Raw genomic sequence first — 25,521 nt, 5'->3', positions numbered from 1 at the left:
GCGGGGGACATGAGGCGCGGCCCCGTTCACCGCGCGAAGGGTGTGAGACACGGCCCCGGTACGCCGCGCGGAGCGCGTGAGGCGCGGCCCCGTACGCGGTGGTGGCCGCGCGGACGGCGTAGGGTGCGGCCATGTTCGCTGTAACCGCCACGCGGATCGATTCCGACAACCCCCTCGCCGGACTCACGCTCGGTGAGCGCCCGGAACCCGAGGTTCCCGACGGGTGGACCACCGTCACGGTGAGGGCCGCCTCGCTCAACCACCACGACCTGTTCAGCCTGCGGGGGATGGGCCTTCGCCAGGAGCAGCTCCCGATGGTGCTCGGCACCGACGCCGCCGGGCTCGACGAGGAGGGGAACGAGGTCGTCGTGCACTCGGTGATCGGCAGTGGTGCCGACGAGACGCTCGACCCGAAGCGCTCGCTGCTCTCGGAGAAACACGACGGCACCTTCGCCGAGCGGGTCGTCGTGCCCCGTCGCAACCTCGTGCCCAAGCCCGCCGCGCTCAGCTTCGAGGAGGCCGCCTGCCTGCCGACGGCCTGGCTGACCGCCTACCGCATGCTGTTCGACAAGGCCGGGCTCGAGCCGGGCTCGACCGTGCTGGTCCAGGGCGCGGGCGGGGGCGTGGCCACCGCACTGATCCTGCTGGGCCGGGCCGGGGGATACCGGGTCTGGGCGACCAGCCGCTCGGAGAAGAAGCGGGCGCGGGCCCTGGAACTCGGCGCCGACCAGGTCTTCGAGAGCGGCGCCCGGCTGCCCGAGCGGGTCGACGCGGTGATGGAGACCGTCGGCCAGGCCACCTGGGGGCACTCGCTGAAGGCGCTGCGCCCCGGCGGCCGGATCGTGATCTCCGGCGCGACCAGCGGCGCCGTCCCGCCGGCCGACCTGAACCGCGTCTTCTTCCTGCAGCTGTCGGTGATCGGCTCCACCATGGGCACCCGCGACCAGCTGGGCAGGCTGGCCCGCTTCCTGGAGCAGACCGGCACTCGCCCGCTGATCGACCGCACCCTCCCGCTGGCCGAGGCCCGCGAGGGCTTCGCGGCCATGCACGAGGGCGAACTCTTCGGAAAGGTCGTCTTCACCCTGCCGGGATGAGCCCGGCAGGTCCCGGGGGCGGCTCGCGGGCCGGGGTGGCTCGGCGTTCCCGCGGGGGTGGCCCGGCGCCGGGGGTGGCTCACCCGTGCCGTGCGGGCCGCCTCACGGAGGCCGCCGGCCGTGACGTGCCACTCCCGGCGGGCGTCTTACGAGGCGTCGCCGGGATCACCGGAGCGCGTCGCGGATGCGGCGGGCCGCGTCGTACAGGGCGTCCTGGGCGGTCGCCAGGGTCTCCTCGCTGACCTGCGCGGCCGCCGCGTCCCTGCGAACCTCCTCGACGAACTCGGCCAGCATCTGCCCGAGCCGGGCGTCTCCGGCCCGTGATCCCTCGCCGGTGAAGCCGTCGGCCCAGACGCGCTTCCACTCGTCCTTCCACTCGCCGGTCTGGCGCTGCCACTCACGCTTCTGGCGCTGCCACTCCGTCTTCTGCTCGCGCCAGACCTTGCGCGGGTCCTGCTCGGGGCTCTGACGCACCTCGCGCGCCATCTGGGTGAGCTCCTCGCGCAGCGACTTGACCGTGTCGCGCACGTCCTCCTTGACCTCGCGGGCGATGTCGCGGACGGAGTCGGAGATCTCCTGCTCCAGGTCGGCGAGCTCGTCGAGCCGCTCGTTGAGCTCGTCGCGGCCCCGGTCGCTGATGGTGAAGACCTTCTTGCCGTCCACCACCTCGTGGGTGACCAGGCCCTCCTCCTCCAGGCGGGCCAGGCGCGGGTAGATCGTGCCGGGGGAGGGAGAGTAGACGCCGAGGAAGCGATCCTGGAGCAGCCGGATCACCTCGTAGCCGTGGCGCGGGCTCTCCTCCAGCAGCTTCAGGAGATAGAGCCGGAGCCTTCCGTGGCCGAAGACCGGGCTCATGCCTGGACTCCCTTCAGAAGAGTGACGTCGGCGGAGACGGTGTTGGCCGTCAGCGACGCCATGCCGCCGCCGATCCGGCCGCCCAGCGTCTTCGCGCCGGGCTGGGCGGAGTGGTCGAGTTCGGAAAAGGCGGCGTCGAGCCTGCCCGAGTTGGAACGGATCTTGACGTCGGTCTCGACCGTGTGCGGGAGCCGCAGCACGATGTCGCCGGAGACGCTGTTCATCGTGACGTGGCCGGTCGGCGGGAGCTCCAGATCGGCGGTGATCCGGCCGGAGACGGTGGTGACGCTCAACCGCCGGGGCGTGCCCTGGGCGACGGTGAGATCGCCGGAGATGCTCTTGAACGACAGGTCGCCGACCAGGCCGCGGCTCTCCACGTCGCCGGAGACGGTGTCGGCGTTGATCTCGCCGCTCACCCCGTCGAGCACGATCCCGCCCGAAACGCTTCTGACCGAGGTGTGGCCCTCGAACCCGGTGACGACCGCGGACGCGGAGACGACCCCCACGTTGACCGGGCAGTCCTTCGGCACGGTCAGCGCGAGCGTGGCCCGGCGGCGGCCGGGGCGCAGCCAGCCCAGCAGGCCGTCCCAGGTGAGATCCCTGTAGGTGACGGTGAGCGTGCCGTCGTCGTCGTGGGTGACGAGCAGCGGGGGGCTGTCGACCTCGGTGACCTCGAGCCTCGGAGGGCCGTCGCTGGCCAGCACCGCCAGCTTCCCCGCCACGATGCGCACGTTGAGTTTCCTGACGGAGTCGAAGGTGAGCTGCTCCGGCTTCTCTATCGTCCATTGCCGCATGTAGATGACCTCCTTGTAATGAACACGATATGTCGCGTTATTCGGAGGGTCAAGATATATCGCGTTTTTCTCAGTCGTCCTCGTCGTCCAGCCGGGCCAGCCAGGTGGCCAGCCGTTCCACCGGCGTCTCGAAGTCGGGGTTCAGGTCGACGAACTCGCGCAGCCGCTCGGCCAGCCACACGACGGTGACCTCCTCCTCGCCCCGGCGCGCGACGAGTTCCTCGATGCCCCGATCGGTGAAGTACATCGCGTTCTCCCTCAATGACACTGATGACGCTGTGGTCGTGCTCGCGACCTCGTGATGACGCTCGCGACAAACGGGGAAGTCCCCCGCAGAGGCTCCTGCGGGGGACTTCCGTGGTGATGCCTGCGCGGACCGGCCGGGGCCGGTCGCCTAGTTGAAGATCTCGCCCAGCATCTGCTGCAGCTCCGCCTCGTGGGTGGAGTGCGAGCCGGTCGCCGGCGAGGAGTTGGCCTTGCGGGAGACCCGCTTGATCGAACGCCCGCCGAAGACCCCCGGGTTCTCGGCCATCTTGAGAGCCAGGAACGGCCACGGACCCATGTTGAGCGGCTCGTCCTGCGCCCACACCAGCTCGATGTCGGCGGCGTAGCGGCTCAGCTCGGCCTCCAACGGGTCGGCGGGGAACGGGTAGAGCCGCTCGAGGCGGATGATCGCCACGTCGTTGCGGCCCTGCTTGTCACGGGCCGCCGCCAGGTCGTAGTAGAGCTTGCCGGAGACCAGCACGACCTTGCGGACGCCGGCCGGGGGAGCCGTGGTGTCGCCCAGCACCGGCTGGAACGACCCCGAGGTGAAGTCGCCGACCGCCGAGATCGCCGCCTTGTGCCGCAGCAGCGACTTGGGCGTGAACACCACCAGCGGGCGGTGCCGGTTCGACAGCGTCTGCCAGCGCAGCAGGTGGAAGTAGTTGGCCGGCAGTGTGGGCTGCGCCACGGTCATGTTGTCCTGGGCGCACATCTGCAGGAAGCGCTCGATGCGGGCCGAGGAGTGGTCGGGCCCCTGCCCCTCGTAGCCGTGCGGCAGCAGCAGGGTGACGCCGGAGCGCTGGCCCCACTTCTGCTCGCCCGACGTGAGGTACTCGTCGATGATCGACTGGGCGCCGTTGACGAAGTCGCCGAACTGCGCCTCCCAGGCGACCAGTGCCTCGGGCCGCTCCACGCTGTAGCCGTACTCGAAGCCGAGCGCGGCGTACTCGCTCAGCAGGGAGTCGTAGACGTAGAACTTCGTGGTGCCCTGGTTGAACGTCTTGAGCGGGGTGTGCTCCTCGCCCGTGACGCGGTCGACCAGCACGGCGTGCCGCTGGGTGAACGTGCCGCGCCGCGAGTCCTGGCCGACGAGGCGGACCGGGTGGCCGTCGATCAGCAGCGACCCGAAGGCCAGGGTCTCGCCCATGCCCCAGTCGATGTGGTCCTCGGCGACCATCTGCCCGCGGCGCTGCAGCACCGGCAGCAGGCGCGGGTGGACGGTGAAGCCCTCGGGCATGTTGAGCTGGGTCTCCACGATCCGCTTGACGGTCTCCTCGGAGACGGCCGTCTTGACGTCCTCGTGCGACCAGGGGACGTTCTCCATGTCCACCGGGCGGGAGAACTCGCCCGTCGGGTCCTTGGCCGCCGCGCGGGTCTCGGCGAAGGCGTTCTCCAGCTTGGCCTGGTAGTCGCGGAGCGCGCCCTCGGCCTCCTCCACCGTGATGTCGCCCCGGCCGATCAGCGCCTCGGTGTAGAGCTTGCGGGTGGAGCGCTTGGCGTCGATCAGGTCGTACATCAGCGGCTGGGTGAAGCCCGGGTTGTCGGCCTCGTTGTGCCCCCGGCGCCGGTAGCAGATGAGGTCGATCACCACGTCCTTGCGGAACGCCTGGCGGTACTCGAACGCCAGCTTGCCGACCCGGACCACGGCCTCGGGGTCGTCGCCGTTGACGTGGAAGATCGGGGCCTGGATCATCCGGGCCACGTCGGTGGCGTACACGCTGGAGCGCGAGCTGGCCGGGCTGGTGGTGAAGCCGACCTGGTTGTTGACCACGATGTGCACGGTGCCGCCGGTGCGGTAGCCCCGCAGCTGCGACAGGTTGAGCGTCTCGGCCACCACACCCTGGCCGGCGAAGGCCGCGTCGCCGTGCACGAGCACCGGCAGGACGGTGAAGCCCTCCTCGCCGCGCTCCAGGAGGTCCTGCTTGGCGCGGACCACACCCTCCAGGACCGGGTCGACCGTCTCCAGGTGGGAGGGGTTGGCCACAACCGAGGTCTTGAGCTTGGAGCCGTCGGGCGAGACGAAGTCGCCGCTGGCGCCCAGGTGGTACTTCACGTCGCCGGAGCCGTGGGCGCTGCGCGGGTCGATGTTGCCCTCGAACTCGCCGAAGATCTGCCCGTACGACTTGCCGACGATGTTGGCCAGCACGTTGAGGCGGCCGCGGTGGGCCATGCCGACCACGGCCTCGTCGAGCCGCTCCTCGGCCGCGGCGCTCAGCACCGAGTCGAGCAGCGGGATCAGCGACTCGCCGCCCTCCAGCGAGAAGCGCTTCTGCCCGACGAACTTCGTCTGCAGGAACGTCTCGAACGCCTCGGCGGTGTTCAGCCGCTCCAGGACGCGCAGCTGCTCCTCGCGGTCGGGCTTGGCGTGCGGCCGCTCGATGCGGGCCTGGATCCAGGCCCGCTCCTCGGGGTTCTGCATGTGCATGTACTCGACGCCGATGGTGCGGCAGTAGGAGTCACGCAGCACGCCGAGGATGTCGCGCAGCTTCATCAGGGGCCGGCCGCCGAAGCCGCCGGTGGCGAACTCGCGCTCCAGGTCCCACAGGGTGAGGCCGTGCGACTTGATGTCGAGGTCGGGGTGCTTGCGCTGCTTGTACTCCAGCGGGTCGGTGTCGGCCATGAGGTGGCCGCGGACCCGGAAGGCGTGGATCAGCTCGATGACCCGGGCCGACTTCGCCACGTCGTCGTCGTGGGTGGTTGAGATGTCCTGGACCCAGCGGATCGGCTCGTACGGGATCCGAAGGGCCTCGAAGATCTCGTCGTAGAAGCCGTCCTCGCCGAGCAGCAGCCGGTGGACCTGCCGCAGGAAGTCACCCGACTGGGCGCCCTGGATGATGCGGTGGTCGTAGGTGCTGGTGACCGTCATCACCTTGCTCACCGCGAGGCGGGAGAGCGTGTCGGGGGAGGCCCCCTGGTACTCGGCGGGGTACTCCATCGCGCCGACGCCGATGATCGTGCCCTGCCCCGGCATCAGGCGCGGCACCGAGTGCACGGTGCCGATGGTGCCCGGGTTGGTCAGCGAGATCGTCGTGCCGCTGAAGTCGTCGACGCCCAGCTTGCCCGCCCTGGCCTTGCGCACGACCTCTTCGTACGCGACCCAGAACTGGCGGAAGTCCATCCCCTCGGTCGCCTTGATCGACGGGACCAGGAGCTGGCGGGTGCCGTCGCTCTTGGCGACGTCGATGGCCAGGCCCAGGTTGACGTGCTCGGGCTTGACCAGCACCGGCTTGCCGTCGACCTCGGTGTAGGAGTGGTTCATCTCCGGCAGGACCTTGAGGGCCTTGATCACCGCGTAGCCGATGAGATGCGTGAACGACACCTTGCCGCCGCGACCGCGCGACAGGTGGTTGTTGATCACGATCCGGTTGTCGATGAGCAGCTTCGCCGGGACCGCGCGCACGCTGGTCGCCGTCGGCACGACGAGGCTGGCCTCCATGTTGGCCGCTGTCCTGGCGGCGGCGCCGCGTAGTCGGACTTCCTCGGCACCGGCGGCGGCGGGCAACTGCGTCTCCTGCTTGGGTTGGGCCGCCGGGGCGGGCTTGGCCGCCGTCGGCGCTGGGGTCGTCGCCGCGGGGGCCGGGGTGGCCTGAGCCGCAGCCGGGGTGGCCGAGGGCGCAGCGGGGGTCGGTGGAGCGGGCGCGGCGGCAGCCGCCCCCGGGGGTGCGGCACGGCCGGACCCCGAATCAGGGCTGTAGTCGGCAAAGAAGTTCCACCAGGCCCGGTCGACCGACTCGGGGTCCTGGAGGTACTTCTGGTACAGCTCGTCGACAAGCCATTCGTTCTGACCAAAGGCTGCCAGCGGGTTTGTCCGCGACGACTCAGACGACACGGCGGAAATCGCCCTCTTCCGCAGATCGGCGTTGATGATAGAGAACCTGTCCAAGGCTACTCGCCTCGGCTCGGACCTGCGCCAGTCTGACGACAGCTTCCTTGCCGATCCTCTCAGCATGGGTTAAAACGGTCAGCAACCGGGTAACTGTTTACCCGCTCAGGCCCTGGTCAGCCCGATGTGGCAGGCATGATCAGCCCGGCCAGACCAGCCGGGACTCCACCCGTATCCCCGGGGTGACATCTTCGAGCAGCCCGGCCAGGTCGTCCCCGGCCGCGCGCAGCTCCTCCAGGGACAGGGGGGCGAGCCGCTCCAGCAGGAACAGCGCGTCCGTCGTCTCCTCGGTGATCCGGGTGCGGACGCACTGCCGCCAGTTCCAGCGGCGGCAGGTGACGCCCATGTCGTCGCGCCAGACGACCTCGCCGGCCTCCGGGTGGTCGATCGCGGGCTCGCCCTTCTCGATCACCTCGAACGGCTCGTCGCCGCTCGCGCGCACCAGCCTCGCCGTCCCCTCGTAGCGGGCCAGGTCCTCCCCGCCGATCGGCAGGCCGTGCCTGATGCTGATCGCGTTGTAGGCGTCGACCGCCCGGTTGATCTCCGGCGGCGGCATCCGCCTGACCAGCGCGTCCACCGACGGCCTGGTCCGCTGCGGCTTCGCCCCGAACCCCCGGTAGGCCTCCCGCCACGCCTCGATCCTCGGGTCGTCGACCGCCACGGCCTTCTCCGCCGCCTCCGCCAGCCAGGCCCGCGACCTGTCGTCCGTGGGCCCGTTGCGCAGCCCGTACACCTCCATCAGCAGCACCCCGAAGTCGGGCCTGAGCATGCTGACGGCGGGATCCACCCGGATGTCCTCGATCACGCCCCCAGTTTAGGGCGCCCACCGCCCCTGTCCCCCGGGAGCGGCGTCAGGCGGCCGCGTGGGGGGTGAAGGTGACGTTCAAGTCGGCGTCCAGCGCTTTCGCCAGGCGCCGGAGCAGTGCCAGCGTCGGGGTGACCCCCCCTGTTTCCAGGCGGGACACCTGCGGTTGGGTCATCCCGGCCCGCTCGGCCAGCTCGGCTTGCGAAAGGCCGAGTTCCGTCCGGCGGTTGTAGACCTGCTGCCCCAGAAGCAACGCCTCGCGGGCCTCCTGGTAGGCGTCGGCCCGGCGCTCGGCGCCCGTCCGCTCCCACGTGCTGTGAGCCATGCCCCACTCAGTCCTTCCAGACGCGGTCGTAGACCTCCGAGGCGACCACATGAAGATTCTCACATTCGACCTGTGCTCGACGAGCGCGTTCAATCCGACCGGTCTCCCTGCGGCGTGTCTTGGTGAAGACGGTGAGAAGGATGATGCGCCGGCGGGGAGCGAGCCAGTAGGTGATCCTGACCTGACGGCGTGTGAGCGAGAGGCGCAGCTCACACACTTTGCCGCCAACGTGCTTGGAGTACGGCTCGTCGAGCGTCTCGGCCTGTTCGGAGAGGAGATCGGCCAGGGCTTCGACCTTCACGTAGTCGCGCTCGGACAGCGACTCAAGCCAAGATCGGATCTCGGGCTCGATGACATATAGCCTCACGGAGCGTGAGGCTATATGTCATCGATTATATAATCCGCGATACGCCGAGATCGGTAACCGCAGGTCACCGGCTCGGGCCTCCGATTATGGGCGTACGGCGTCAAGCCGCGCCGGTCACGTGCAGAGGGTGCCGTTGAGGAGGAAGCGTTCCGGTCTGGGGTTGGGTCCGGGGGCGTCGGCGCCGAGGAAGCCGAAGGTGACCGAGCCGCCGGGCTTGATGGTCTTGTTCCAGGTGAGGTTCCTGGCCGTCACGGTCGCGCCGTCCTGGCCGAGGTCCGCGCTCCAGTGTCTCCGGACGGCCTGGCCGCCCAGGAAGGACCAGCTGAGGGTCCAGCCGTCGATCGCCTTGGGGCCGGTGTTGGTGATGGTGACCTGGGTGGTGAACCCCCCGGTCCACTGGCCGTGGTTGGTGTAGGCGACCTCGCACGGGCCGGGGGCGGCGGGGGTGGCGAGGTAGGAGGCGATCCAGGAGAGCGGGGAGTTCCAGTTGATCGTCAGCTCGTTGGTGGCCCACGACTCGATGTCGTCGATGTAGCAGAACTGGGGCTTGCAGCCCCGGAGCTTGGCCTGCGCCACCGGGTCCTGGATGGCGGAGTTCGGGCCCCCGGCCAGGGTGCCGCGCGGCGGGTTGGGCAGGGACGGGTCGAGCTGGTGGGCGTACCAGCGGCTGTGCTGGTTCTTCGAGGCGACCTCGCCGTAGCCGGTCACGTACGACTGGTTGAGGGCGTTGCGCCCGAAGATGTAGTCGAGCCCCTCCAGCACCCCGTCGCGGTATTTCGCCTCGCCGCTCAGGTCGTGGGCGACGGCCATCACGACCATGTTGTTGAGCACCAGGTTGTTGGAGCCCCAGTCGTAGTCCGGCGGGTTGTACGGAACGCCGTACGGGTGGGCCTTCTGGACGGCGAGATACTTGTCCGCGCCCTCCAGGACGGATTGGCGCACCCGCGCCCGGTCGGGGAGCGCGCTGGGCACGGAGGCCAGCTGCAGGCGGCCGAGCTGGGCGGTGTTGCCCCAGTCGAAGCCGCGCTCGCGCCAGATGTCGCCGGTGTGGTGCGGTGAGGCGAGCACGTAGTCCATGAACTCCTTCTCGCCGGTGGCGAGATAGAGCTCGGCGGCGGCCCAGTAGAACTCGTCGGTCACGTTGTCGTCGTTGTAGGCGCCGCCGCCCACCCCGTCCGCCGGGTCCGCGTACCGCGCGGGGTTCGCCTTCGCCGCCGCCCACGCCTTCCTGGCCGCCGCGAGGTTGCGCGCGGCGAACGCGGCGTCGTATGGGGCGAAGAGGCGGGCCGCCTGGGCCGCGGTGGCGGCCAGGTTGAGGGTGGCGGCGGTGGAGACCGGGTGCAGCTCGCGTGGCTGGGGGTCCAGGTGGGGCAGCAGGGGCAGGCCGGTCCACGCGGCGTCGTGGATCTTGTGGTGGGCCATCCCCGCGTACGGCTTGCCGTCGGGGACCTGCATGCTGAGCAGGAACTCCTGTTCCCAGCGGGCCTCGTCGAGGATGTCGGGCACCTCGTTGCCGCTCTCGGGGATGTCGAGGTCGCCGTCCTTGTGGACGCCGTCGGCCTTGGCGCGCTCGAAGGCGGACATCAGCTGGTGGACGGAGATGCCGCCGTTGACGACGTACTTGCCGTGGTCGCCCGCGTCGTACCAGCCGCCCTTGACGTTCAGCGTGTAGTCGCAGACGCCCGGCTGGCAGGGCACCTCGACGTCGCCCCGGTTGGGGGCGACCCCGACGTGGCCGGCGGGCCTTCCGTAGCCGGGGCGGAGCTCGTCGAGGATCGGGATGCCGCTGCGCTGGGTGTAGTAGAACTTCAGCGCGTCGGTCCTGAGGTCGCCGTAGACGTCCGCGCCGATGTCGAAGGGGCGGCTGGTCTCGCCGTCGGCCTCCAGCGTGTAGCCGGTGCCGGGGGCGGTGACCGTGCCGAAGTCGATCGAGTGCACGTTCTGGCCGGAGCTCCCGTCGACGCCGCGCGGGACGGTGTCGCCCTCGGCGACGACCTCCCCGCCCTCCCCGCCGCGCCTGAGCTTCCAGGCGACCGGCTCCGTCTTCTCGGTGACGAGGGTGGCGTTCTTCGGCCCCGAGGGCAGGTAGCCGACCATGTTCACCCGGACGCGGGGCCCGGTGTCCGGTTCGTAGACGTCGGGTTCGGCCCCGCCCTTGAGGGAGACGTTGTCCACGCAGAACCTCCATGGGGTGGCGCTGCCCCCAAGCTGGAACGCCACCTGCGCGCCCGGCAGGTCCACGGGCGAGGTGAAGGTGTAGCGGTAGTCGTTGCCGGACACGCTCAGCTCCGGGTTGGCCGACAGGTACTGCGTGTAGGGGTCGACCGGGAGCTGGACGAGGGCCTTGGCCACCCGGCCCGGCGTGGCGGTCCCGAAGAAGGAGAACTCGTACGTCTCGTCCTTGACCAGGGGGATGTCGTTCTGGCCGATGATGACGTCCCAGGGGTTGGCGGTGCCGCCGGGGATGTCGGCGCACAGACGGCCGCCCTCGACCTCCAGCGCGGTGTTGCCGGTGCTCCACCAGGGAGCCGTGCCGGTGTCGAAGGTGCCGTTGACGATCTGTTCCGGGCCGTCCGCGGCGGCGGGCAGGGGGGTCAGGGTCACCAGGGCGGCGGCCGTGGCGAGGGCGAGCCAGGCAGGTGGTCTGATCACGGGGGGTCCTTTGAGCGGGGGAGGTGCCAGGTTGCGGGAGCTTGGGTCCGAGGATCCCCGTCAGAGGGATCCAAGTGGGAGCGCTCCCACAACCTGGGTGCCCGATGTTTCCAGCGCGTTTCACCCACCGTCAACCGGTCACTCTCCCCGACCACCCGCCGACCGGGTGAATGACCGATTTGTCGGATGAAACTTTCAGGCCCTCCCGGAGTCCGTCTCAGGGAGCGGTCCAGTCGACCTCCGGCCCCCGGGGCACGATCCCGCTCGGGTTGACGTTCGTCTGCGTCACGAAGTAATGCCGCTTGATCTGATCGAAGTCGGTCGTGTCGCGGAACGCGGGAACGGCGTACAGGCCGCGGGCGTAGGCCCACAGGGCCGGGTGGTCGGTCAGCCGCCGCACCGAGCACTTGAAGTGCGAGTTGTAGACGGCGTCGAACCTGGCGAGCGTCGGGTAGAGCCGCACGTCGCTCTCGGTGAGCGCGTCGCCGTGCAGATATCGGCGGGTGGACAGCCGCTCCTCCAGCAGGTCGAGCGTGGCGAACACCTCGGTGACCGCCTCGTCGTACGCCTCCTGCGAGCGGGCGAACCCGGCCCGGTAGACGCCGTTGTTGAGGCCGTGGAAGATCACCTCGTTGAGCGCGTCGATCTCCTCGCGCAGTTCCTCGGGATAGAGGTCGGGGGCGCCCTCGGCGTGCCAGGGCGCGAAGGCCGTTTCCAGGGTGAGGGTGATCTGCGGGTAGTCGTTGGTGACCAGGCGCCCGGCGGCGACGTCCCAGACGCAGGGCACCGTGTAGCGGCCCTCGTAGCCGGGGTCGGTCGCCAGGTAGAGCTCGGAGAGGTACTCCACCCCGGTCACCGGGTCGCCCCCGGGGATCCGCCAGCCCTTCTCGTCCCTGATCGGGTCGACGATCGTCACCCCGACCACCTCCCGCAGGCCCAGCAGCTCACGGACGATGAGGGAGCGGTGCGCCCACGGGCAGGCGTAGGAGGCGTAGATCTGGTAGCGGCCGGGCTCCGGCGGGTGCTCGCCGCCCGCCTCGATCCGCGTCGTGAACCGGTTCGGCTGCCTCTCGAAGCGACCGCCGCCGGAGATCTCCTTTTCCAGCTTCATGCTTCGACGGTACGGGACCCCGGCCGTGAGGGCACCCGCTCCGCCGAGGTATTCCATGTACAACCAGTAGGAAATATTGACTTACCGCGAAGTGGTGCGTAGCTTCTCCGGTATGGGCATCTATCTGACTCGGTGCGCGCACGTCGACCTCTGCCGCGTGTTCAGCGCACAGTGTCCGTGATCATGAATCCACCCGCCGTCCCATCCCACACCTCACAGGACGCATAGGACGCATCTCGTGATCATGATCAGACATGTCCCCATCCCCCTCCTCGCCGGTCCCGTCATCCCCGCCCGCGCCTTTCCGGGAGGTGTCCGGTGAGGCTCCGGATCCAGGGGGTCGGCAAGGAGTTCACCGGCCGCGACACCCACCGCTCCTTCGCCGCCCTCGACGACGTCAACCTCGACGTACGGGAGGGAGAGCTCCTCACCCTGGTCGGGCCGAGCGGCTGCGGCAAGTCCACCCTCCTCGACCTGATCGCCGGGTTGGCCGCGCCGACCACCGGCCGGATCCTGCTGGACGGCGTCCCCCTCGACGGCCCCGGTCTCGGCCGGGGGATCGTCCTGCAGCAGTACGCGTTGTTCCCCTGGCGCACGGCACTGTCCAACATCGAGTTCGCGCTGGAGGGCAGGGCCGCCACGAAGGGGGAGCGCGCCGAGCTGGCCAGGGAGTATCTGGACCTGGTGGGGCTGGGCGAGTTCGGTGACCGTTATCCCCACGAGCTCTCCCTCGGGATGCCCCAGCGCGTGGCCGTCGCCAGGAGCCTGGCCGCGGATCCGGCCGTGCTGCTGCTGGACGAGCCGTTCTCCGCGCTGGACGCCGGGACCAGGGAGTCCCTCCAGGAGGAACTGGTGCGGATCTGGGAGAGGACCGGTACGACGATCCTGTTCGCCACCCGGAGCATCGACGAGGCCGTCTACCTCGGCCGGAGGGTCGCGGTCATGACGTCCCGGCCCGGCCGGATCGGGCGGACCGTCGAGGTGGATCTCGGCCCCCGCGAGGGAGATCCGAGGGGCGGTTCCCGCTTCGGGGAGTACCGACACGAGGTGTGGAAGCTTCTCCGTTCCGACGTCGACCAGGAAGCGCCGGTGGCCTCATGAGCATCGTGACCGTGGTGGGAAATCCGCGGCCCGGATCGCGCACCCACGGGGTGGCCGTCCGGGCGGCGGAGGCCGTCGCCCGGCGGATCGGGGACGGGGAGGCTCCCGAGGTCGTCGACCTGGCGGCCCTGGCCCCGCTGCTGTTCGCCCCGGGGACGGCGCCGGAGGTGAGGGCCGCGCTGGAACTGGTGGCCGGAGCCGACGTGCTGGTGGTGGCGAGCCCGACCTACAAGGCCACCTACACCGGCCTGCTCAAGGTGTTCCTCGACCGGCTGCCGGGCGGCGCGCTCGCCTCGGCCGTCGCGCTGCCGCTCCTGGTGATGGGGGACGCCAGGCACTCGCTGGCGGTGGAGGTCCATTTCCGCCCGCTGCTGGTGGAGCTGGGGGCGACGGTGCCCACCCCGGGCCTCGCGCTGCTGGAGTCGCAGATTCCCGACCTCGACGCCGCCCTCGGTCCCTGGGCCGACCGGGTCGGCCCGCAGGTGATCGCGGCACTCGGGAAAAGGGCTCTCGCGTGACGCGGGAAGAGATAGAGACCCCTACGGGTTTTGAGTAGTGTCCTTTGTTCCTTAAAGGGGAAAAAGTGACCAAGTGGATCATCTTCACAGTAACCCACACAGTCCTAAGCGAGGCGGCATGACCGAGACACTGTCCGGCAGAGCGGTCGACGCGGAGCGTTTCCGGCAGGCGCTTGCCGTCCACGCGGCGGGAGTCGTCGTCGTCACCGCTCAGGTCGAGGGCATGCCGGTCGGCCTCACGGCGACCTCGTTCTCATCCGTCAGCCTCGCGCCCCCGCTGGTCTCCTTCTACGTGGACCAGTCCTCGACCACCTGGCCCTGGCTCAGGCAGGCGGACCACTTCGCGGTGAACGTGCTGGCCAGCGACCAGGCCGAGGTGGCCTCGCGCTTCGCCAGGAAGGGCGTCGACCGCTTCGCCGCCCCCACCTCCTGGACCCCCGGGCACCTGGGCGTCCCGCTGCTGGAGGGCGTCTCGGCCCACCTGATCTGCGCTCCCCACTCCACCGTCGACATCGGCGACCACGTCCTGGTCGTCGGACTCGTGATCGAGACCAGCCTCGAACCCGGCGGACGCCCGCTCCTGTATCACCAGGGCCGCTTCGGGCGCTTCACCCCGCACCCCTGACCCCTCTCGATCCCTCCTGATCCCGCGGGAACCCTCCGGCCGATCTCGCGGGGGACGTCCGCGCCGGAGCGTTCCTCGCGGGTGCCGCGGCCGGCGCGGGAGGGGGAACGCGGCGCGGGAACCGGAGGTGTCGCGGCCGGCCGGCGCATTGGCGCACGCGCGGAGGCCCGCAGATCCGTTTGTTGAATGAAATGTTGATTGCCGCGATTTCTCACTTATGGCATTACATATGCCAGTTGTCGTGGATGAGACTTCTATCTGTCGTACTCAGGCTCATCATGCGGCTCGTCCGGCCCGCCGCGGGGCGGAGCCGTGGAGTGTCCACGCGGGGGATGCCTCGGAGGGGGGCCGAGGAGGATCCTCAGGCGAGGCGGACGGTGCCCCGGCCGGTGGCCAGGGGGAGCTCCACCGCGGTGCGGATGCCCGGTGGGGCGGCGCAGAGGGCGGCGACGGAGTTCACGGCGTGGGCGGCGGCGCCGGCCAGACCGTGCGAGATCTCGTCCACGGTGAGCATCAGCTGGGGCACCCCCTCGATGTGGACGCTGAAGCCGGGATCGGCCCAGCGTTCCACCCGGGTGGCGTCGGCCTTGTAGACGCACTCCACCGTCATGAAGGGACGGCCGCGGACCAGCCCGCTGAACATCCAGCGGGACGCGCACACGGTGCCCGCCCTGACCAGCCCCGCGCTGATCTCGAACTCCTCGGACGCGAGCTCGAACTCGTCGCTCTCCTCGACCTCGTCGAGGGCCACACCGAGGTTGTCGGCCACGAACTGGACGCTCTCGGCGAACAGCGAGCGCTGGAAGGCGCGGAAGGGGCGCACGGCGGCGACGTAGTCCTTGGCCGAACGCGTGAAGCCGAACAGGTCCACCACGATCTGCCGGGACGGGTGCCCCCGGAAGTCGGACGACTCCCGGACGTAGATGTGGTCGACGCGGCTGGACAGGCCGGTCAGCGTGAGCGGCAGGATGTCGCTTATGAAACCGGGGTTGACGCCGGTGCCGTGCAGGGACGTGCCCCCCGCGCGACAGGCGGCCTCCAGGCGCTCCACCACCCCCGGGCCGTAGCACTTGGGATACACGAACCCGGTGGTGGTGATGACGTTCTTGCCGGCGGCGAGCAGTGCGCAGATGGTCTCCACGTCGCTCGGATACTCCCCGCCGAAGTAGGACGCCGGCAGCGGCATGTGCAGCACGCAGTCGGCCTCCGTGGCGAGAATCTCCTCGACGTCGTCGGTGCAGGTGACACCGGCCTCGGGGAGCCCCACGAGGGTCCCCGCGTCCTGTCCTACCTTGTCCGGGTCGTAGACCAGGACTCCGGCCAGTTCGAACTCCGGCCGGGTGATCACGCTGCGCAGGGAGTATCTGCCGACGGCGCCCGTGGCCCACTGGACCACGCGCAGGGGCGGCGATAAGGACATATAGGGCCTCCAGCCCAAAATATTGGGCGGGGCCGTACTAGGAAAAAGTGAGGGGTGTCGTCGTTGACCCTCGCCCGTGTGGGGCAAAAACTTTAGCAGAAATTAACACGTGTGCTTACTATCCGCAATGATCCCACGCGTTTTTTGTTACCACTCCACGCCTTTCTTTTCATGGGCCGGACCGGTGCCGGGAAGGTCCCGCCGACGGTTCGTCATGGTTCGGCGGATGTCGTCCCGGTGATTTCGCAGGCGGTGTCCCGAGGATCCCCATGGCATCACGAGGGCCGGGCGAGCTATTGTTCAAACGACTAGAATTATGTTCTCGTGGGAGGGTTGCGGATGTCAGAGCTGCGGTTTGACGGCAGGGTCGCGGTCATCACCGGCGCCGGGCACGGACTCGGCCGCTCGCACGCGCTGTCGCTCGCCGAGCGCGGCGCCAAGGTGGTGGTCAACGACCTGGGCGGGGCACTGGACGGCACCGGCGCCTCCGCGGGCCCGGCCGCCGAGGTGGTCGAGCTGATCAGGAAGAACGGCGGGGAGGCGACCGCCAACACCGACAACGTCGCGACCCCCGAGGGGGCCCAGGCGATCGTGGGGACCGCGATCGACACCTACGGGCGGCTGGACATCGTCGTCAACAACGCCGGCATCCTGCGGGACAAGTCCTTCGGCAAGATCAGCGTCGAGGAGTTCGACCAGGTCCTCGCCGTCCACGTCCGCGGCTCGTTCCTGGTCAGCCGGGCGGCGTTCCCGTACCTCAAGGAGCAGGGGTACGGCCGGATCATCAACACCTCCTCGCCCGCCGGGCTGTTCGGCAACTTCGGCCAGGCCAACTACTCCACCGCCAAGATGGGCCTGGTCGGCCTCACCAAGACGCTCGGTATCGAGGGCGCCAAAGCCGGGATCAAGGCCAACGCGATCGCGCCGATCGCCTGGACCCGGATGACCGAGGAGATCCTGCCCGCCGAGTTCGAGGCCAAATTCACCGCCGAGCGGGTCAGCGCCCTGGTGACCTTCCTGGCGCACGAGGCCTGCGAGACCAGCGGCGAGGTCTTCAGCGTCGGCGGCGGCCGGATCGCCCGGGTGTTCGTGGCCGAGGGACCCGGCTGGCGGCAGGACGACCACACGGTGGAGGACATCCGGGACAACTGGGAGGCGATCCTCGCCGAGCAGCCGTACCTGACCCCGACCACTCTCGGGCGGCAGGCGACCGCCTCGATGAAGGCCATGCTTTGACGGTCACGTACCGGCCGCGGTGGCCGCCGTGGTCGTGACGGCCGGACGTTCGAGGGCGTTCTCGTTTCGAGGGCGCCCTTTTCTTTCGCGTCGAAGGGGGCGGGGGGTGAATCCCCTCGGCGCGGGCCGGCTCTTCCGTCCGAGGCTTCGCGGGCGTCACTGCGACGGCCAGCCCATCGTGATGAGCTTCCGCACGTCGACCATCCCGGTGGCCAGCGCCTCGCTGATCTCCCGCAAGGACTCTTGCTGCTCACGGGTGAGGCGGTCGAACATGAGTGCCCGAACCTGCTCGGCGTGGCGGGGGGCGGCCCGCCGGACCTGCTCCATGCCTTCGTCGGTGAGTTCCGCCAGCTGGCCACGCGCGTCCGAGGGAGACGGCACCCGGCGGACCCAGCCGTCGCGCACCAGCCGGTCGACCGCGTGGCTCAGCCTGCTGCGGTCGAAGACACACGCGGCCGCGAGGTTGGCCATCCGCATCGAGCGCCCGGGCGCTTCCGAAAGCCGGGTGAGGATCTCGTAGTAGGTGAAGGAGAGATCCGCCTCCTCCTTCAGGTCTCGTTCCAGCCGATCGAACAACAGCCTGCTGGCGATCAGGAAGCTGCGCCACGTCCGCTGCTCCTCCTCGTCAAGCCACCGGGTCTCCGTCATCTCGACCTCGCACGAGTTAGTTGAAATTTCAGCACCTTATGCTAGCGTAGGAGAAGGTGCTGAAATTTCAACTACTTCGCGAGGAGGAGATAGATGGACCGTTTGAAGGGCAAGGTGGCGATCGTCACCGGTGCCGCGGGCGGCCTTGGGTTCGCGGGAGCGCGGGCCATGGCGGCCGAGGGGGCACGCGTGGTGATGATGGACCTGTCTTCGTCCGTCCACGAGCGGGCGAAGGAGCTCGTGGGGGAGGGCTTCGACGTCGCGCCGTACGGCGGTGACGTCAGCGTCGAGAACGACATCGCAGGAGTCGTGGCATTCGCCAAGGAGACCTACGGCGGGCTCGATGTGCTGTGGAACAACGCCGGATTGGTAGGCAGCGACTGGATCAAACAGGACACCGACGTGGTGGGTGTCAGCCGTGACTACCTGATGCGGACCTTGGAGGTGAACATGGTCAGCGTCTTCCTCGGCAGCAAGCACGCGATCCCCCTGATGGCCGAAGCCGGGGGTGGATCGATCATCAACACTTCGTCGGTTCAGGCCGCAGGCGGAGACCTCGCGCTGGTCTCGTACGGCACGAGCAAAGCGGCGATCGACTACTTGACGAAGTCCATCGCCACCTCGTTCGGCCATCTCGGCATCCGCTGCAACGCGGTGGCTCCGGGGCTGATCCCGCCGCCCGCCGCACCGGAGGCGCCCGGTGGCGCACACCCCCTGGAGGACGTCGCGCCGGTGAAGCTGGTGCTCGACTCCCAGATGCTCGCGTACGTCGGAGAACAAGCCGATGTGGCCAACGCGGTCGTTTTCCTCGCGTCCGACGAGTCGAAGTTCATCACCGGCCAGCGGATCAACGTCGACGGTGGAACGACCGGTCACCTGCCGACGCTCTCGGATCGTCGCAAACTGGCCGGAGCCTGAGCAGCCGGGCGCACGACCGCCTGGACCACGACCACCGTCAAGGGACGTCCGGGTGAACTCGGTGACCATGCCCGAGAGTTCCCTGTTCGGATCCGCATCGACGATGCGAGCTGTTCTCGCCGGAGGGCGTGCGAATGCCCCCGCCACCGCGGATCACATCCAAGGGGGACATCGTCGGATACGAAATGCGTGCCATGCAGGTCATGATCCGTTGGTCATGGATCAGCAGACCCCATGACCGCTCAGCAAGACGTCGGAACGCCGAGACGCGGAAATAACGACGCAACGATGTGAACCGTGCCGCCCGCGTGCCCGGCCGGATGCCGCGGGTGACCGGCCCTTCTCCCCAGGTCTCGCCCATCGGAGCGAACTGGCCGGAACCCTCGACCGCGGGCTTTTTTCCGCATACCGCAGATCAGCCGCGCAGCCGCCCGGCACATCACGAATTCCTGAACCCTTCACAAGAGAGGACCAACCATGTCCGATATCGTCAACCTTGCCGTGATCTACTACTCCTCGACGGGCACCGGAACGGCGATCGCCAAGGAAATGGCCGAAGCGGCTGAGGCCGCCGGTGCGAATGTCCGCGTCCGCAAAGTACCCGAGCTGGCACCGCAGACCGTGATCGACTCGAATCCGCTCTGGGCCGCCCACCACGCGGCCACCGCCGAGGTGCCGGCTCCGAGCCTTGACGACGTCTCTTGGGCGGACGCCGTCATCTTCGGCTCACCGACCCGGTTCGGCAACGTCGCCGCTCAGCTGAAGCAGTTCATCGACACGTTGTCTCCCCTCTGGCAGACGAATGCGCTGGCCGACAAGGTCTACAGCGCCTTCACCTCGACCGGCACCCGTCACGGTGGGCACGAGTCGACCTTGCTCGCCATTTACAACAGCATCTACCACTTCGGTGGCCTGATCGCGCCGCCCGGCTACACCGACCCCGTCAAGTACGTCGACGGCAACCCGTACGGCACCTCACACCACGCGGTGTTCGGCCCCGACCTGGGCTCGATCGACAATGACACCCGCAACGCCGCCCGCCACCAGGCCGAACGTGTCGTGCGGATCGGGCGGGCGCTCAAGCGAGGAAACGCGGCCTGACGGACGGCTCTTTCGGCGATTGCCGGCCGCACGGAGCGGAAGAGCCCCAGGAAGGTGTCCTGGAACGCGCCAGGCCTGCCACCGGAGCGGGCGCCGGTCTCGACCGGCGCCCGAAAGGGGTGGTGGCGCTGCGACGCAAGGAAACCGAGGTGGCGCGGTGCGGCGGGCCGCATCGCGAGCGCACCTTTCCGGGAGGTGATCACAAGGAGGAGAGCTCCTCAGGAGAAGAAGCCGCTGAGCTGTGCAATCCACCGACCGGGTCGACCAGCGGCAGCCTCCTTGGTGACGAACCGAGTGACAAACTTCTCGTACAGGAACGGACAGCCACGAAACACCAAAAACCACTTCTGCTGTTCGAACTGATGTGGGGCGCCCTTTTCGCTGCTCGAAGGTTCGTCACATGAAAGGTTCATGGTGACTTCCGGCGATTGTGGAACGGTCCGGACGGTGCGCTGAGGTTGTGGAAATCAGATGAATTGCCCGGTAGGACGGGCGGAAGGGGTCGGGGGGACCGTGGCCGCTTTCGCAGTACGGGTGAGAGGTTCTGCTTGACAAGAGCAATCTTTTGCTTGACGGTCGGCAGAACTCGTCCCTACCATCCTGAAATGAGGAGGAAATAAGCTAGAAATCAGCAGATTTCGAGATTTGTACCACTCTGCCGGTGCCGCAACCGGCTCGCCCACCATCTTCCTCCTGATCTTCCGGCATGCCCGCCCAGGCCGCCCGGTCCGTTTCGCATGTCCTTCTCGTTCCCCCCCAGGAGATTCCATGCGCCGCCCGCTCACCGCCTTAATGGTCCCGATCCTGCTCTTGTTATCCGTGGTCTCCGGTTTGTCGATGTCTCCGGCGAACGCGGGAGCCGCGAAGGCGGCCGCCTTCCGGGTGCTGCTGTTCACCGAGACCGCCGACTACGTGCATGCCTCGATCCCGACCGGCATCACGATGGTCCAGCAGCTCGCCGCCGCCAACGACTTCGAGGTCGTCCAGTCGGCCAACTCCTCCTCGTTCAACGACGCGAACCTGGCCACCTTCGACGCGATCATCATGCTGCAGAACTCCGGCATGGTCTGGGACAACGACGCCCAGCGTCAGGCCACCCAGAAGTTCGTCAACGACGGCGGTGGGATCGTGGCGATCCACAACACCACCGACATGAACGTCGAGACCCAGTTCCCCTGGTGGGACCAGCTCGTCCTGGGCGGCGCGCACATGACCGCGCACTCGTCCATCTTGCAGGGCACCGCCAAGGTCCTGGACAAGAAGCACCCCTCCACCGTGGGCCTGCCCGACCGCTGGGTCCGTACCGAGGAGTGGTACAACTTCAGCAAGAACATGCGCGGCGACGTCCACGTCCTGGTCGCCGCCGACGAGAGCACCTACGACGCCGGCGGCAGCAGGATGGGCCCCGACCACCCGATCTCCTGGTGCCGCACCACCGAGGGCGGGCGCGTGTGGGCGACCGCGATGGGCCACGAGAGCGCCTCCTACAACGAGGCCAACTTCCGCCAGCACGTGCTCGGCGGCGTCAAGTGGGCGGCCGGCAACGCCGCGGGCGACTGCGGCGGCACCGTGTGGAACCGGTACCAGAAGGTGACGCTCGACGGCGCGCCCGACCAGCCGATGGGCCTGGACATCGCCCCCAACGGCGACGTCTACTACATCGCCCGCTCCGGCAAGCTCATGCTGGTCCGCAAGAGCAACGGCCAGATCGTGACCACCGGCACGCTGAGCGTCTACACCGGCGGTGAGGACGGGCTGATCGGCATCGCCCTGGATCCGAACTTCGCGACCAACCGCTGGGTCTACCTCAACTACTCGCCCACCGGTTCCGCGGCGATCAACCAGGTCTCCCGGTTCACCCTCAACAGCGCCGGTGACAGCCTGGATCTGTCCAGCGAGAAGAAGCTTCTGGCCATCCCGGCCACCAGGGTCGACGAGCCGGGGCACACCGGCGGGTATCTCACCTTCGGGCCCGGCGGGAACCTCTACATCGGCGTCGGCGACGACATCAACCCCTTCGCCTCCGACGGGTACTCGCCGATCGACGAGCGTTCGGGCCGCGCCAACTTCGACGCGCAGAAGACCAGCGCCAACACCAACGACCTGCGCGGCAAGATCCTGCGGATCCACCCCGAGACCAACGGCACCTACACGATCCCCTCGGGCAACATGTTCGCGCAGGGCACCGCGCAGACCCGCCCGGAGATCTACGCGATGGGCTTCCGTAACCCGTTCCGCTTCTCGGTGGATTCGGAGACCGGCTGGATCTCGGCGGCCGACTACGGCCCCGACGCGGGATCGGCCAACGCCAACCGCGGGCCCGAGGGCACCGTGGAGTGGAACCTGATCAAGTCGCCCGGCTTCTACGGCTGGCCGTACTGCGTGGGCAACAACATCCCGTTCAACGACTACAACTTCGCCACGAACACCTCGGGGGCGAAGTTCAACTGCTCGGCGCCGGTGAACAACTCGCCCAACAACACGGGCATGACGAACCTGCCCGCGGTCAAGCCCGCCAACGTCTGGTACAACTACCACCTCGTGAACGAGTGGCCGGAGATGGGCAACGGCGGCGGCGCGGCTCCGATGGGTGGCCCGTTCTACCACTACGACGCGGCCAACCCCTCGGAGACGAAGTTCCCCTCCTACTTCGACGACACCCCGTTCTTCTACGAGTGGAGCCGCAACTACCTGATGGAGATGCGGCTGGACGGCAGCGGCAACGTCCTGAAGACCAACCGCTTCCTGTCCAACCTCGGGTTCAGGTCACCGCTGGACATGAAGTTCGGCCCCGACGGCGCGATGTACCTGATCGAGTGGGGCGTCGGCTACGGCGGCACCAACCCCGACGACGGCGTCTACCGCATCGACTACATCAACGGCGGCTCACGCTCCCCGATCGCCAAGGCGGGCGGGACGCCCACCTCCGGCCAGGCCCCGCTCACCGTCCAGTTCTCCTCGGCCGGCTCCTCCGACCCCGACGGCGACGCCTTCACCTACGCGTGGGACTTCACCAGCAACGGCTCGACCGACTCCACCGCGGCGAACCCCTCGTTCACCTACACCTCCAACGGCACCTACACCGCCAAGCTCACGATCACCGACACGTCGGGCAAGAGCGGCTCGGCGACGGTGCCCATCACGGTCGGCAACACCGCGCCGGTCGTACGGTTCGGCTCGCCGCCCGACGGCACGACGATCAACTTCGGTGACTCGGTCCCGTACACGGTGACCGTCACCGACCCCGAGGACGGCACGATCGACTGCTCCAAGGTCAGGGTGGTCACGGCGCTGGGCCACGACACCCACAGCCATGACACGGGCCAGTTCACCGGGTGCTCGGGGACCGTCGTGACCACGAACTCCGGACACGACGCCGACGCCAACACCTTCTACGTGCTGACCGCGACCTACACCGACGCGGGCGGCCTGTCCAACACCGCCAACCTGATCCTGCAGCCCCGCCAGAAGCAGGCCGAGTACTTCACCGGCTCCTCCGGGGTCCGGGTCGTCGAGCAGGCCGGCGCGCAGGCCGGCAAGCGCGTCGGGGACATCTCCGGCAACGACTGGATCTCCTTCTCGCCGATGAGCGTCCAGGGGATCACGTCGGTGTCCTACCGGCTGTCCTCGCCGTCGGGCGGCGGCACCATCGAGCTGCGCGCAGACTCGCCCACCGGGCAGCTGCTGTCCACCACGACCGTGCCGAGCACCGGAGGCTGGGACACCTACCAGCAGACGGCCGCCACATCCGTGACGGCGCTGTCCGGCAGCCACCCGCTGTTCCTGGTGTTCAAGCCCTCCGCGGCGAACCAGTTCGACCTCGACTCCTTCACCCTGAACACGACAGGAGGACCGACCGGGCCGGTGGCCGGCGGCGTCTACACCCTGGTCGCCGCGCACAGCTCCAAGGCGGCCGACGTCGAGGGCCAGTCGACGGCAGACGGGGCCAGAGTGGTCCAGTGGACGGCCGGCACCGGCACCAACCAGCGGTGGAGGTTCACCGCCGCGGCCGGCGGCGCCTTCACCCTCACCGGAGTCCAGAGCAGCAAGTGCCTGGACGTGAACGGCGGCTCCACCTCGCCGGGTGGGCTGATCATCCAGTGGACCTGCCACAATGCCGCCAACCAGCAGTGGAGGTTCACCGCCGGGTCCAACGGCACCTACAGGATCGCCTCGGCCGCCAGCAATCTCTGCCTTGAGGTGCCCGGCGCCTCGACGGCCAACGGCACGCAACTGACCCAGGCCACCTGCGGCACCGCCACCAACCAGCAGTGGAGGCTCACCCGGATCAGCTGACCCGACATGGTCAAGTTCGCCGACTTTTGCCGATTGAGGCAAAAGTCGGCGAACTGTTAGGTAAAAGTGATTCACAAACTGGTCTAAAGAGGGTTAGCTTCTGCACACCTGCTCGGAACAGGGAGGGTGTGTAGTGAAGCGGACCGTCGTCCGGCCGGAGAACGCGTACCAGGCCGCGTTGCTCCGGCTGCTGCGCGAGGGGGCGCGGTCGCGCGCCGAACTCGGCGACGTGGCCGCCCTGTCGCGCTCCCGGCTCAACCTGGAACTCGACCGGCTCGTCGAGCTGCGCCTGGCCGAGCAGGCCGGGCTGGCGGCCTCACGCGGCGGGCGCAGGTCCGGCCTGGTGCGGATCTCCGGAGATCTCCGCTTCGCCGGGATCGACATCGGCGCGACCTCCATCGACGTGGCCGTCACCGACGGCGAGATGGAGATCCTCGGCCACCTGAGCGAGCGGTGCGACGTGCGCGACGGTCCGGCGGCCGTGCTCGACCAGGCCATGGAGATGATCGCCAAGCTGGGCGAGCAGGGCCTGTTCACCCAGCTGTACGGCGCGGGGATCGGCCTCCCAGGGCCGGTCAGCTTCCGCGAGGGGGTGCCGGTGGCGCCCCCGATCATGCCCGGCTGGGACCGCTTTCCCGTCAGGGAGGCGGTCGGCCAGGCCCTTGGCTGCCCCGCCGTGGTCGACAACGACGTCAACATCATGGCCCTCGGCGAGCTCCACTCGGGGCTGGCCAGGCAGGTGGACGACTTCCTGCTCGTCAAGATCGGCACCGGCATCGGCTGCGGCATCGTGGTGGACGGCAAGATCTACCGCGGTGTCTCCGGCAGCGCCGGCGACATCGGCCACATCCGCGTCGACGACCAGGGTCCCGTCTGCGCCTGCGGCAACGTCGGCTGCCTGGAGGCCTACTTCGGCGGGACCGCCCTCGCCAGGGAGGCCACGGCCATCGCCGGGCGCTCGGCCTACCTGAGCCGGCGCCTCGACCTGACGGGCACCCTCACCGCCGAGGACGTCGCCAAGGCCGCCGAGATGGGCGACGCCGAGGCGGTACGGCTCATCCGCGACGGCGGGCGCAGGGTCGGCACGGTGCTGGCCGGCCTCGTCAGCTTCTTCAACCCCGGCCTCGTGATCATCGCGGGAGGAGTGGCCCAGCTGGGTCACGTCCTCCTGGCGGAGATCAGAAGTGTCGTCTACCGCCGGTCGCTGCCCCTGGCGACCGGCAACCTGCCCATCGTGCTCTCGGAGCTCGGACCCGACGCCGGCGTGGTCGGCGCGGCCAGGCTCAGCAGCGACCACGTCCTCTCGGCCCCATGATGAACCAGCGAGGCCCCATGTCAGAAGCCAACCCCCTGCTCCTCATGCGCGGGATCGTCAAGCAGTTCCCCGGAGTGCGCGCCCTCGACGGCGTCGACCTGGAAGTGCTGCCCGGAGAGGTGCACTGCCTGCTCGGCCAGAACGGCGCCGGGAAGTCCACGCTGATCAAGACTCTGGCGGGCGCTCACCAGCC

At 68.9% G+C, this 25,521-nt stretch carries 21 protein-coding genes; 10 read left to right on the top strand and 11 right to left on the bottom strand.

All coding sequences use genetic code 11. The features are described from left to right. Window positions 1-131 precede the first annotated feature (131 nt). Window positions 132-1,094, top strand: a complete 963-nt coding sequence (locus tag ACVCAG_RS40935; RefSeq protein WP_440088556.1) for a zinc-binding dehydrogenase — start codon at window positions 132-134, stop codon at window positions 1,092-1,094. Between the two features lie 165 nt (window positions 1,095-1,259). Here ACVCAG_RS40935 and ACVCAG_RS40930 read toward each other — a convergent pair whose 3' ends face one another. The 9 genes from ACVCAG_RS40930 to ACVCAG_RS40890 form a co-directional block, all read right to left on the bottom strand. Then, window positions 1,260-1,949, bottom strand: a complete 690-nt coding sequence (locus ACVCAG_RS40930; RefSeq protein WP_440088554.1) for a helix-turn-helix transcriptional regulator — start codon at window positions 1,947-1,949, stop codon at window positions 1,260-1,262. Then, a complete protein-coding gene (locus ACVCAG_RS40925) occupies window positions 1,946-2,743 on the bottom strand; it encodes a DUF4097 family beta strand repeat-containing protein (protein WP_440088552.1) in 798 nt (265 codons plus the stop codon). The genes ACVCAG_RS40930 and ACVCAG_RS40925 overlap by 4 nt, the downstream gene beginning before the upstream one ends. Window positions 2,744-2,813: 70 nt before the next feature. Next, complete coding sequence (locus tag ACVCAG_RS40920) at window positions 2,814-2,990, bottom strand: DUF6104 family protein (RefSeq protein ID WP_329094229.1); 177 nt, start codon at window positions 2,988-2,990, stop codon at window positions 2,814-2,816. Window positions 2,991-3,137: 147 nt separating this feature from the next. Beyond that, window positions 3,138-6,836, bottom strand: a complete 3,699-nt coding sequence (locus tag ACVCAG_RS40915) for a multifunctional oxoglutarate decarboxylase/oxoglutarate dehydrogenase thiamine pyrophosphate-binding subunit/dihydrolipoyllysine-residue succinyltransferase subunit (RefSeq protein ID WP_440088550.1) — start codon at window positions 6,834-6,836, stop codon at window positions 3,138-3,140. Window positions 6,837-7,029: 193 nt separating this feature from the next. Continuing rightward, complete coding sequence (locus ACVCAG_RS40910) at window positions 7,030-7,695, bottom strand: phenylalanine--tRNA ligase beta subunit-related protein (protein ID WP_440088548.1); 666 nt, start codon at window positions 7,693-7,695, stop codon at window positions 7,030-7,032. Window positions 7,696-7,741: 46 nt separating this feature from the next. Then, window positions 7,742-8,020 carry a helix-turn-helix domain-containing protein gene (locus tag ACVCAG_RS40905; RefSeq protein ID WP_362846078.1) on the bottom strand — a complete coding sequence of 93 codons (279 nt, stop codon included), beginning with the start codon at window positions 8,018-8,020 and terminating at the stop codon, window positions 7,742-7,744. Window positions 8,021-8,027: 7 nt separating this feature from the next. Continuing rightward, entirely contained in the window at window positions 8,028-8,387 is a 360-nt protein-coding gene (locus tag ACVCAG_RS40900; protein ID WP_440088547.1) for a type II toxin-antitoxin system RelE/ParE family toxin, read from the bottom strand. Between the two features lie 114 nt (window positions 8,388-8,501). Next, a complete protein-coding gene (locus ACVCAG_RS40895; protein WP_440088546.1) occupies window positions 8,502-11,039 on the bottom strand; it encodes a glycoside hydrolase family 9 protein in 2,538 nt (845 codons plus the stop codon). A 217-nt stretch (window positions 11,040-11,256) separates the two neighbouring features. After that, entirely contained in the window at window positions 11,257-12,150 is an 894-nt protein-coding gene (locus ACVCAG_RS40890; RefSeq protein WP_440088545.1) for a glutathione S-transferase C-terminal domain-containing protein, read from the bottom strand. A gap of 318 nt (window positions 12,151-12,468) precedes the next feature. Here ACVCAG_RS40890 and ACVCAG_RS40885 point away from each other — a divergent pair, with 318 nt between their 5' ends. The 3 genes from ACVCAG_RS40885 to ACVCAG_RS40875 all read left to right on the top strand — a co-directional run bounded on the left by ACVCAG_RS40885 (window position 12,469) and on the right by ACVCAG_RS40875 (window position 14,394). Continuing rightward, window positions 12,469-13,251: an ATP-binding cassette domain-containing protein gene (locus tag ACVCAG_RS40885; protein WP_440088543.1), complete on the top strand. Its 783-nt coding sequence runs from the start codon at window positions 12,469-12,471 to the stop codon at window positions 13,249-13,251. Beyond that, entirely contained in the window at window positions 13,248-13,769 is a 522-nt protein-coding gene (locus ACVCAG_RS40880) for an NAD(P)H-dependent oxidoreductase (RefSeq protein WP_440088542.1), read from the top strand. Before ACVCAG_RS40885 ends, ACVCAG_RS40880 begins: the two co-directional genes overlap by 4 nt. A gap of 118 nt (window positions 13,770-13,887) precedes the next feature. Beyond that, window positions 13,888-14,394 carry a flavin reductase gene (locus ACVCAG_RS40875; RefSeq protein ID WP_440088541.1) on the top strand — a complete coding sequence of 169 codons (507 nt, stop codon included), beginning with the start codon at window positions 13,888-13,890 and terminating at the stop codon, window positions 14,392-14,394. Window positions 14,395-14,755: 361 nt separating this feature from the next. Here the strand turns inward: ACVCAG_RS40875 and ACVCAG_RS40870 are convergent, their stop codons facing one another. After that, window positions 14,756-15,814, bottom strand: a complete 1,059-nt coding sequence (locus tag ACVCAG_RS40870; protein WP_440088540.1) for an NAD(P)H-dependent amine dehydrogenase family protein — start codon at window positions 15,812-15,814, stop codon at window positions 14,756-14,758. A 339-nt stretch (window positions 15,815-16,153) separates the two neighbouring features. Between ACVCAG_RS40870 and ACVCAG_RS40865 the strand changes: the two genes are divergently transcribed. Further along, the gene (locus tag ACVCAG_RS40865) at window positions 16,154-17,050 is read left to right on the top strand and encodes an SDR family NAD(P)-dependent oxidoreductase (RefSeq protein WP_440088539.1); all 897 of its coding nucleotides are present in this window, start codon (window positions 16,154-16,156) and stop codon (window positions 17,048-17,050) included. Window positions 17,051-17,206: 156 nt separating this feature from the next. Here the strand turns inward: ACVCAG_RS40865 and ACVCAG_RS40860 are convergent, their stop codons facing one another. Then, on the bottom strand, window positions 17,207-17,698 hold the full coding sequence (locus ACVCAG_RS40860) for a MarR family transcriptional regulator (protein ID WP_440088538.1): 492 nt from the start codon (window positions 17,696-17,698) through the stop codon (window positions 17,207-17,209). A gap of 114 nt (window positions 17,699-17,812) precedes the next feature. Here ACVCAG_RS40860 and ACVCAG_RS40855 point away from each other — a divergent pair, with 114 nt between their 5' ends. From ACVCAG_RS40855 to ACVCAG_RS40835, 5 genes are all read left to right on the top strand, one after another. Further along, entirely contained in the window at window positions 17,813-18,616 is an 804-nt protein-coding gene (locus ACVCAG_RS40855) for an SDR family oxidoreductase (RefSeq protein ID WP_440088537.1), read from the top strand. Between the two features lie 477 nt (window positions 18,617-19,093). After that, on the top strand, window positions 19,094-19,717 hold the full coding sequence (gene wrbA / locus ACVCAG_RS40850) for an NAD(P)H:quinone oxidoreductase (protein ID WP_440088535.1): 624 nt from the start codon (window positions 19,094-19,096) through the stop codon (window positions 19,715-19,717). An 837-nt stretch (window positions 19,718-20,554) separates the two neighbouring features. Continuing rightward, window positions 20,555-24,013, top strand: a complete 3,459-nt coding sequence (locus tag ACVCAG_RS40845) for a ThuA domain-containing protein (RefSeq protein ID WP_440088533.1) — start codon at window positions 20,555-20,557, stop codon at window positions 24,011-24,013. 133 nt (window positions 24,014-24,146) lie between these two features. Next, window positions 24,147-25,328 (top strand): ROK family protein, encoded by a 1,182-nt coding sequence (locus tag ACVCAG_RS40840; RefSeq protein WP_440088531.1) that lies wholly within the window; start codon window positions 24,147-24,149, stop codon window positions 25,326-25,328. Continuing rightward, the coding region (locus ACVCAG_RS40835) for an ATP-binding cassette domain-containing protein (protein ID WP_440088530.1) at window positions 25,325-25,521 on the top strand (197 nt) is incomplete at its 3' end. The genes ACVCAG_RS40840 and ACVCAG_RS40835, both read left to right, overlap by 4 nt.

Source organism: Streptosporangium sp. G12 (assembly GCF_052983175.1).
Note: the sequence above shows the minus strand (reverse complement) of the source record. Positions and strands in the feature narration are given on the sequence as shown.

Coding starts and splice junctions, on each gene's coding strand:
- ACVCAG_RS40935 (WP_440088556.1), top strand. CDS start 132: ATGTTCGCTGTAACCGCCACGCGGATCGATTCCGACAACCCCCTCGCC.
- ACVCAG_RS40930 (WP_440088554.1), bottom strand. CDS start 1,949: ATGAGCCCGGTCTTCGGCCACGGAAGGCTCCGGCTCTATCTCCTGAAG.
- ACVCAG_RS40925 (WP_440088552.1), bottom strand. CDS start 2,743: ATGCGGCAATGGACGATAGAGAAGCCGGAGCAGCTCACCTTCGACTCC.
- ACVCAG_RS40920 (WP_329094229.1), bottom strand. CDS start 2,990: ATGTACTTCACCGATCGGGGCATCGAGGAACTCGTCGCGCGCCGGGGC.
- ACVCAG_RS40905 (WP_362846078.1), bottom strand. CDS start 8,020: ATGGCTCACAGCACGTGGGAGCGGACGGGCGCCGAGCGCCGGGCCGAC.
- ACVCAG_RS40890 (WP_440088545.1), bottom strand. CDS start 12,150: ATGAAGCTGGAAAAGGAGATCTCCGGCGGCGGTCGCTTCGAGAGGCAG.
- ACVCAG_RS40880 (WP_440088542.1), top strand. CDS start 13,248: ATGAGCATCGTGACCGTGGTGGGAAATCCGCGGCCCGGATCGCGCACC.
- ACVCAG_RS40875 (WP_440088541.1), top strand. CDS start 13,888: ATGACCGAGACACTGTCCGGCAGAGCGGTCGACGCGGAGCGTTTCCGG.
- ACVCAG_RS40870 (WP_440088540.1), bottom strand. CDS start 15,814: ATGTCCTTATCGCCGCCCCTGCGCGTGGTCCAGTGGGCCACGGGCGCC.
- ACVCAG_RS40865 (WP_440088539.1), top strand. CDS start 16,154: ATGTCAGAGCTGCGGTTTGACGGCAGGGTCGCGGTCATCACCGGCGCC.
- ACVCAG_RS40860 (WP_440088538.1), bottom strand. CDS start 17,698: ATGACGGAGACCCGGTGGCTTGACGAGGAGGAGCAGCGGACGTGGCGC.
- wrbA (WP_440088535.1), top strand. CDS start 19,094: ATGTCCGATATCGTCAACCTTGCCGTGATCTACTACTCCTCGACGGGC.
- ACVCAG_RS40845 (WP_440088533.1), top strand. CDS start 20,555: ATGTCTCCGGCGAACGCGGGAGCCGCGAAGGCGGCCGCCTTCCGGGTG.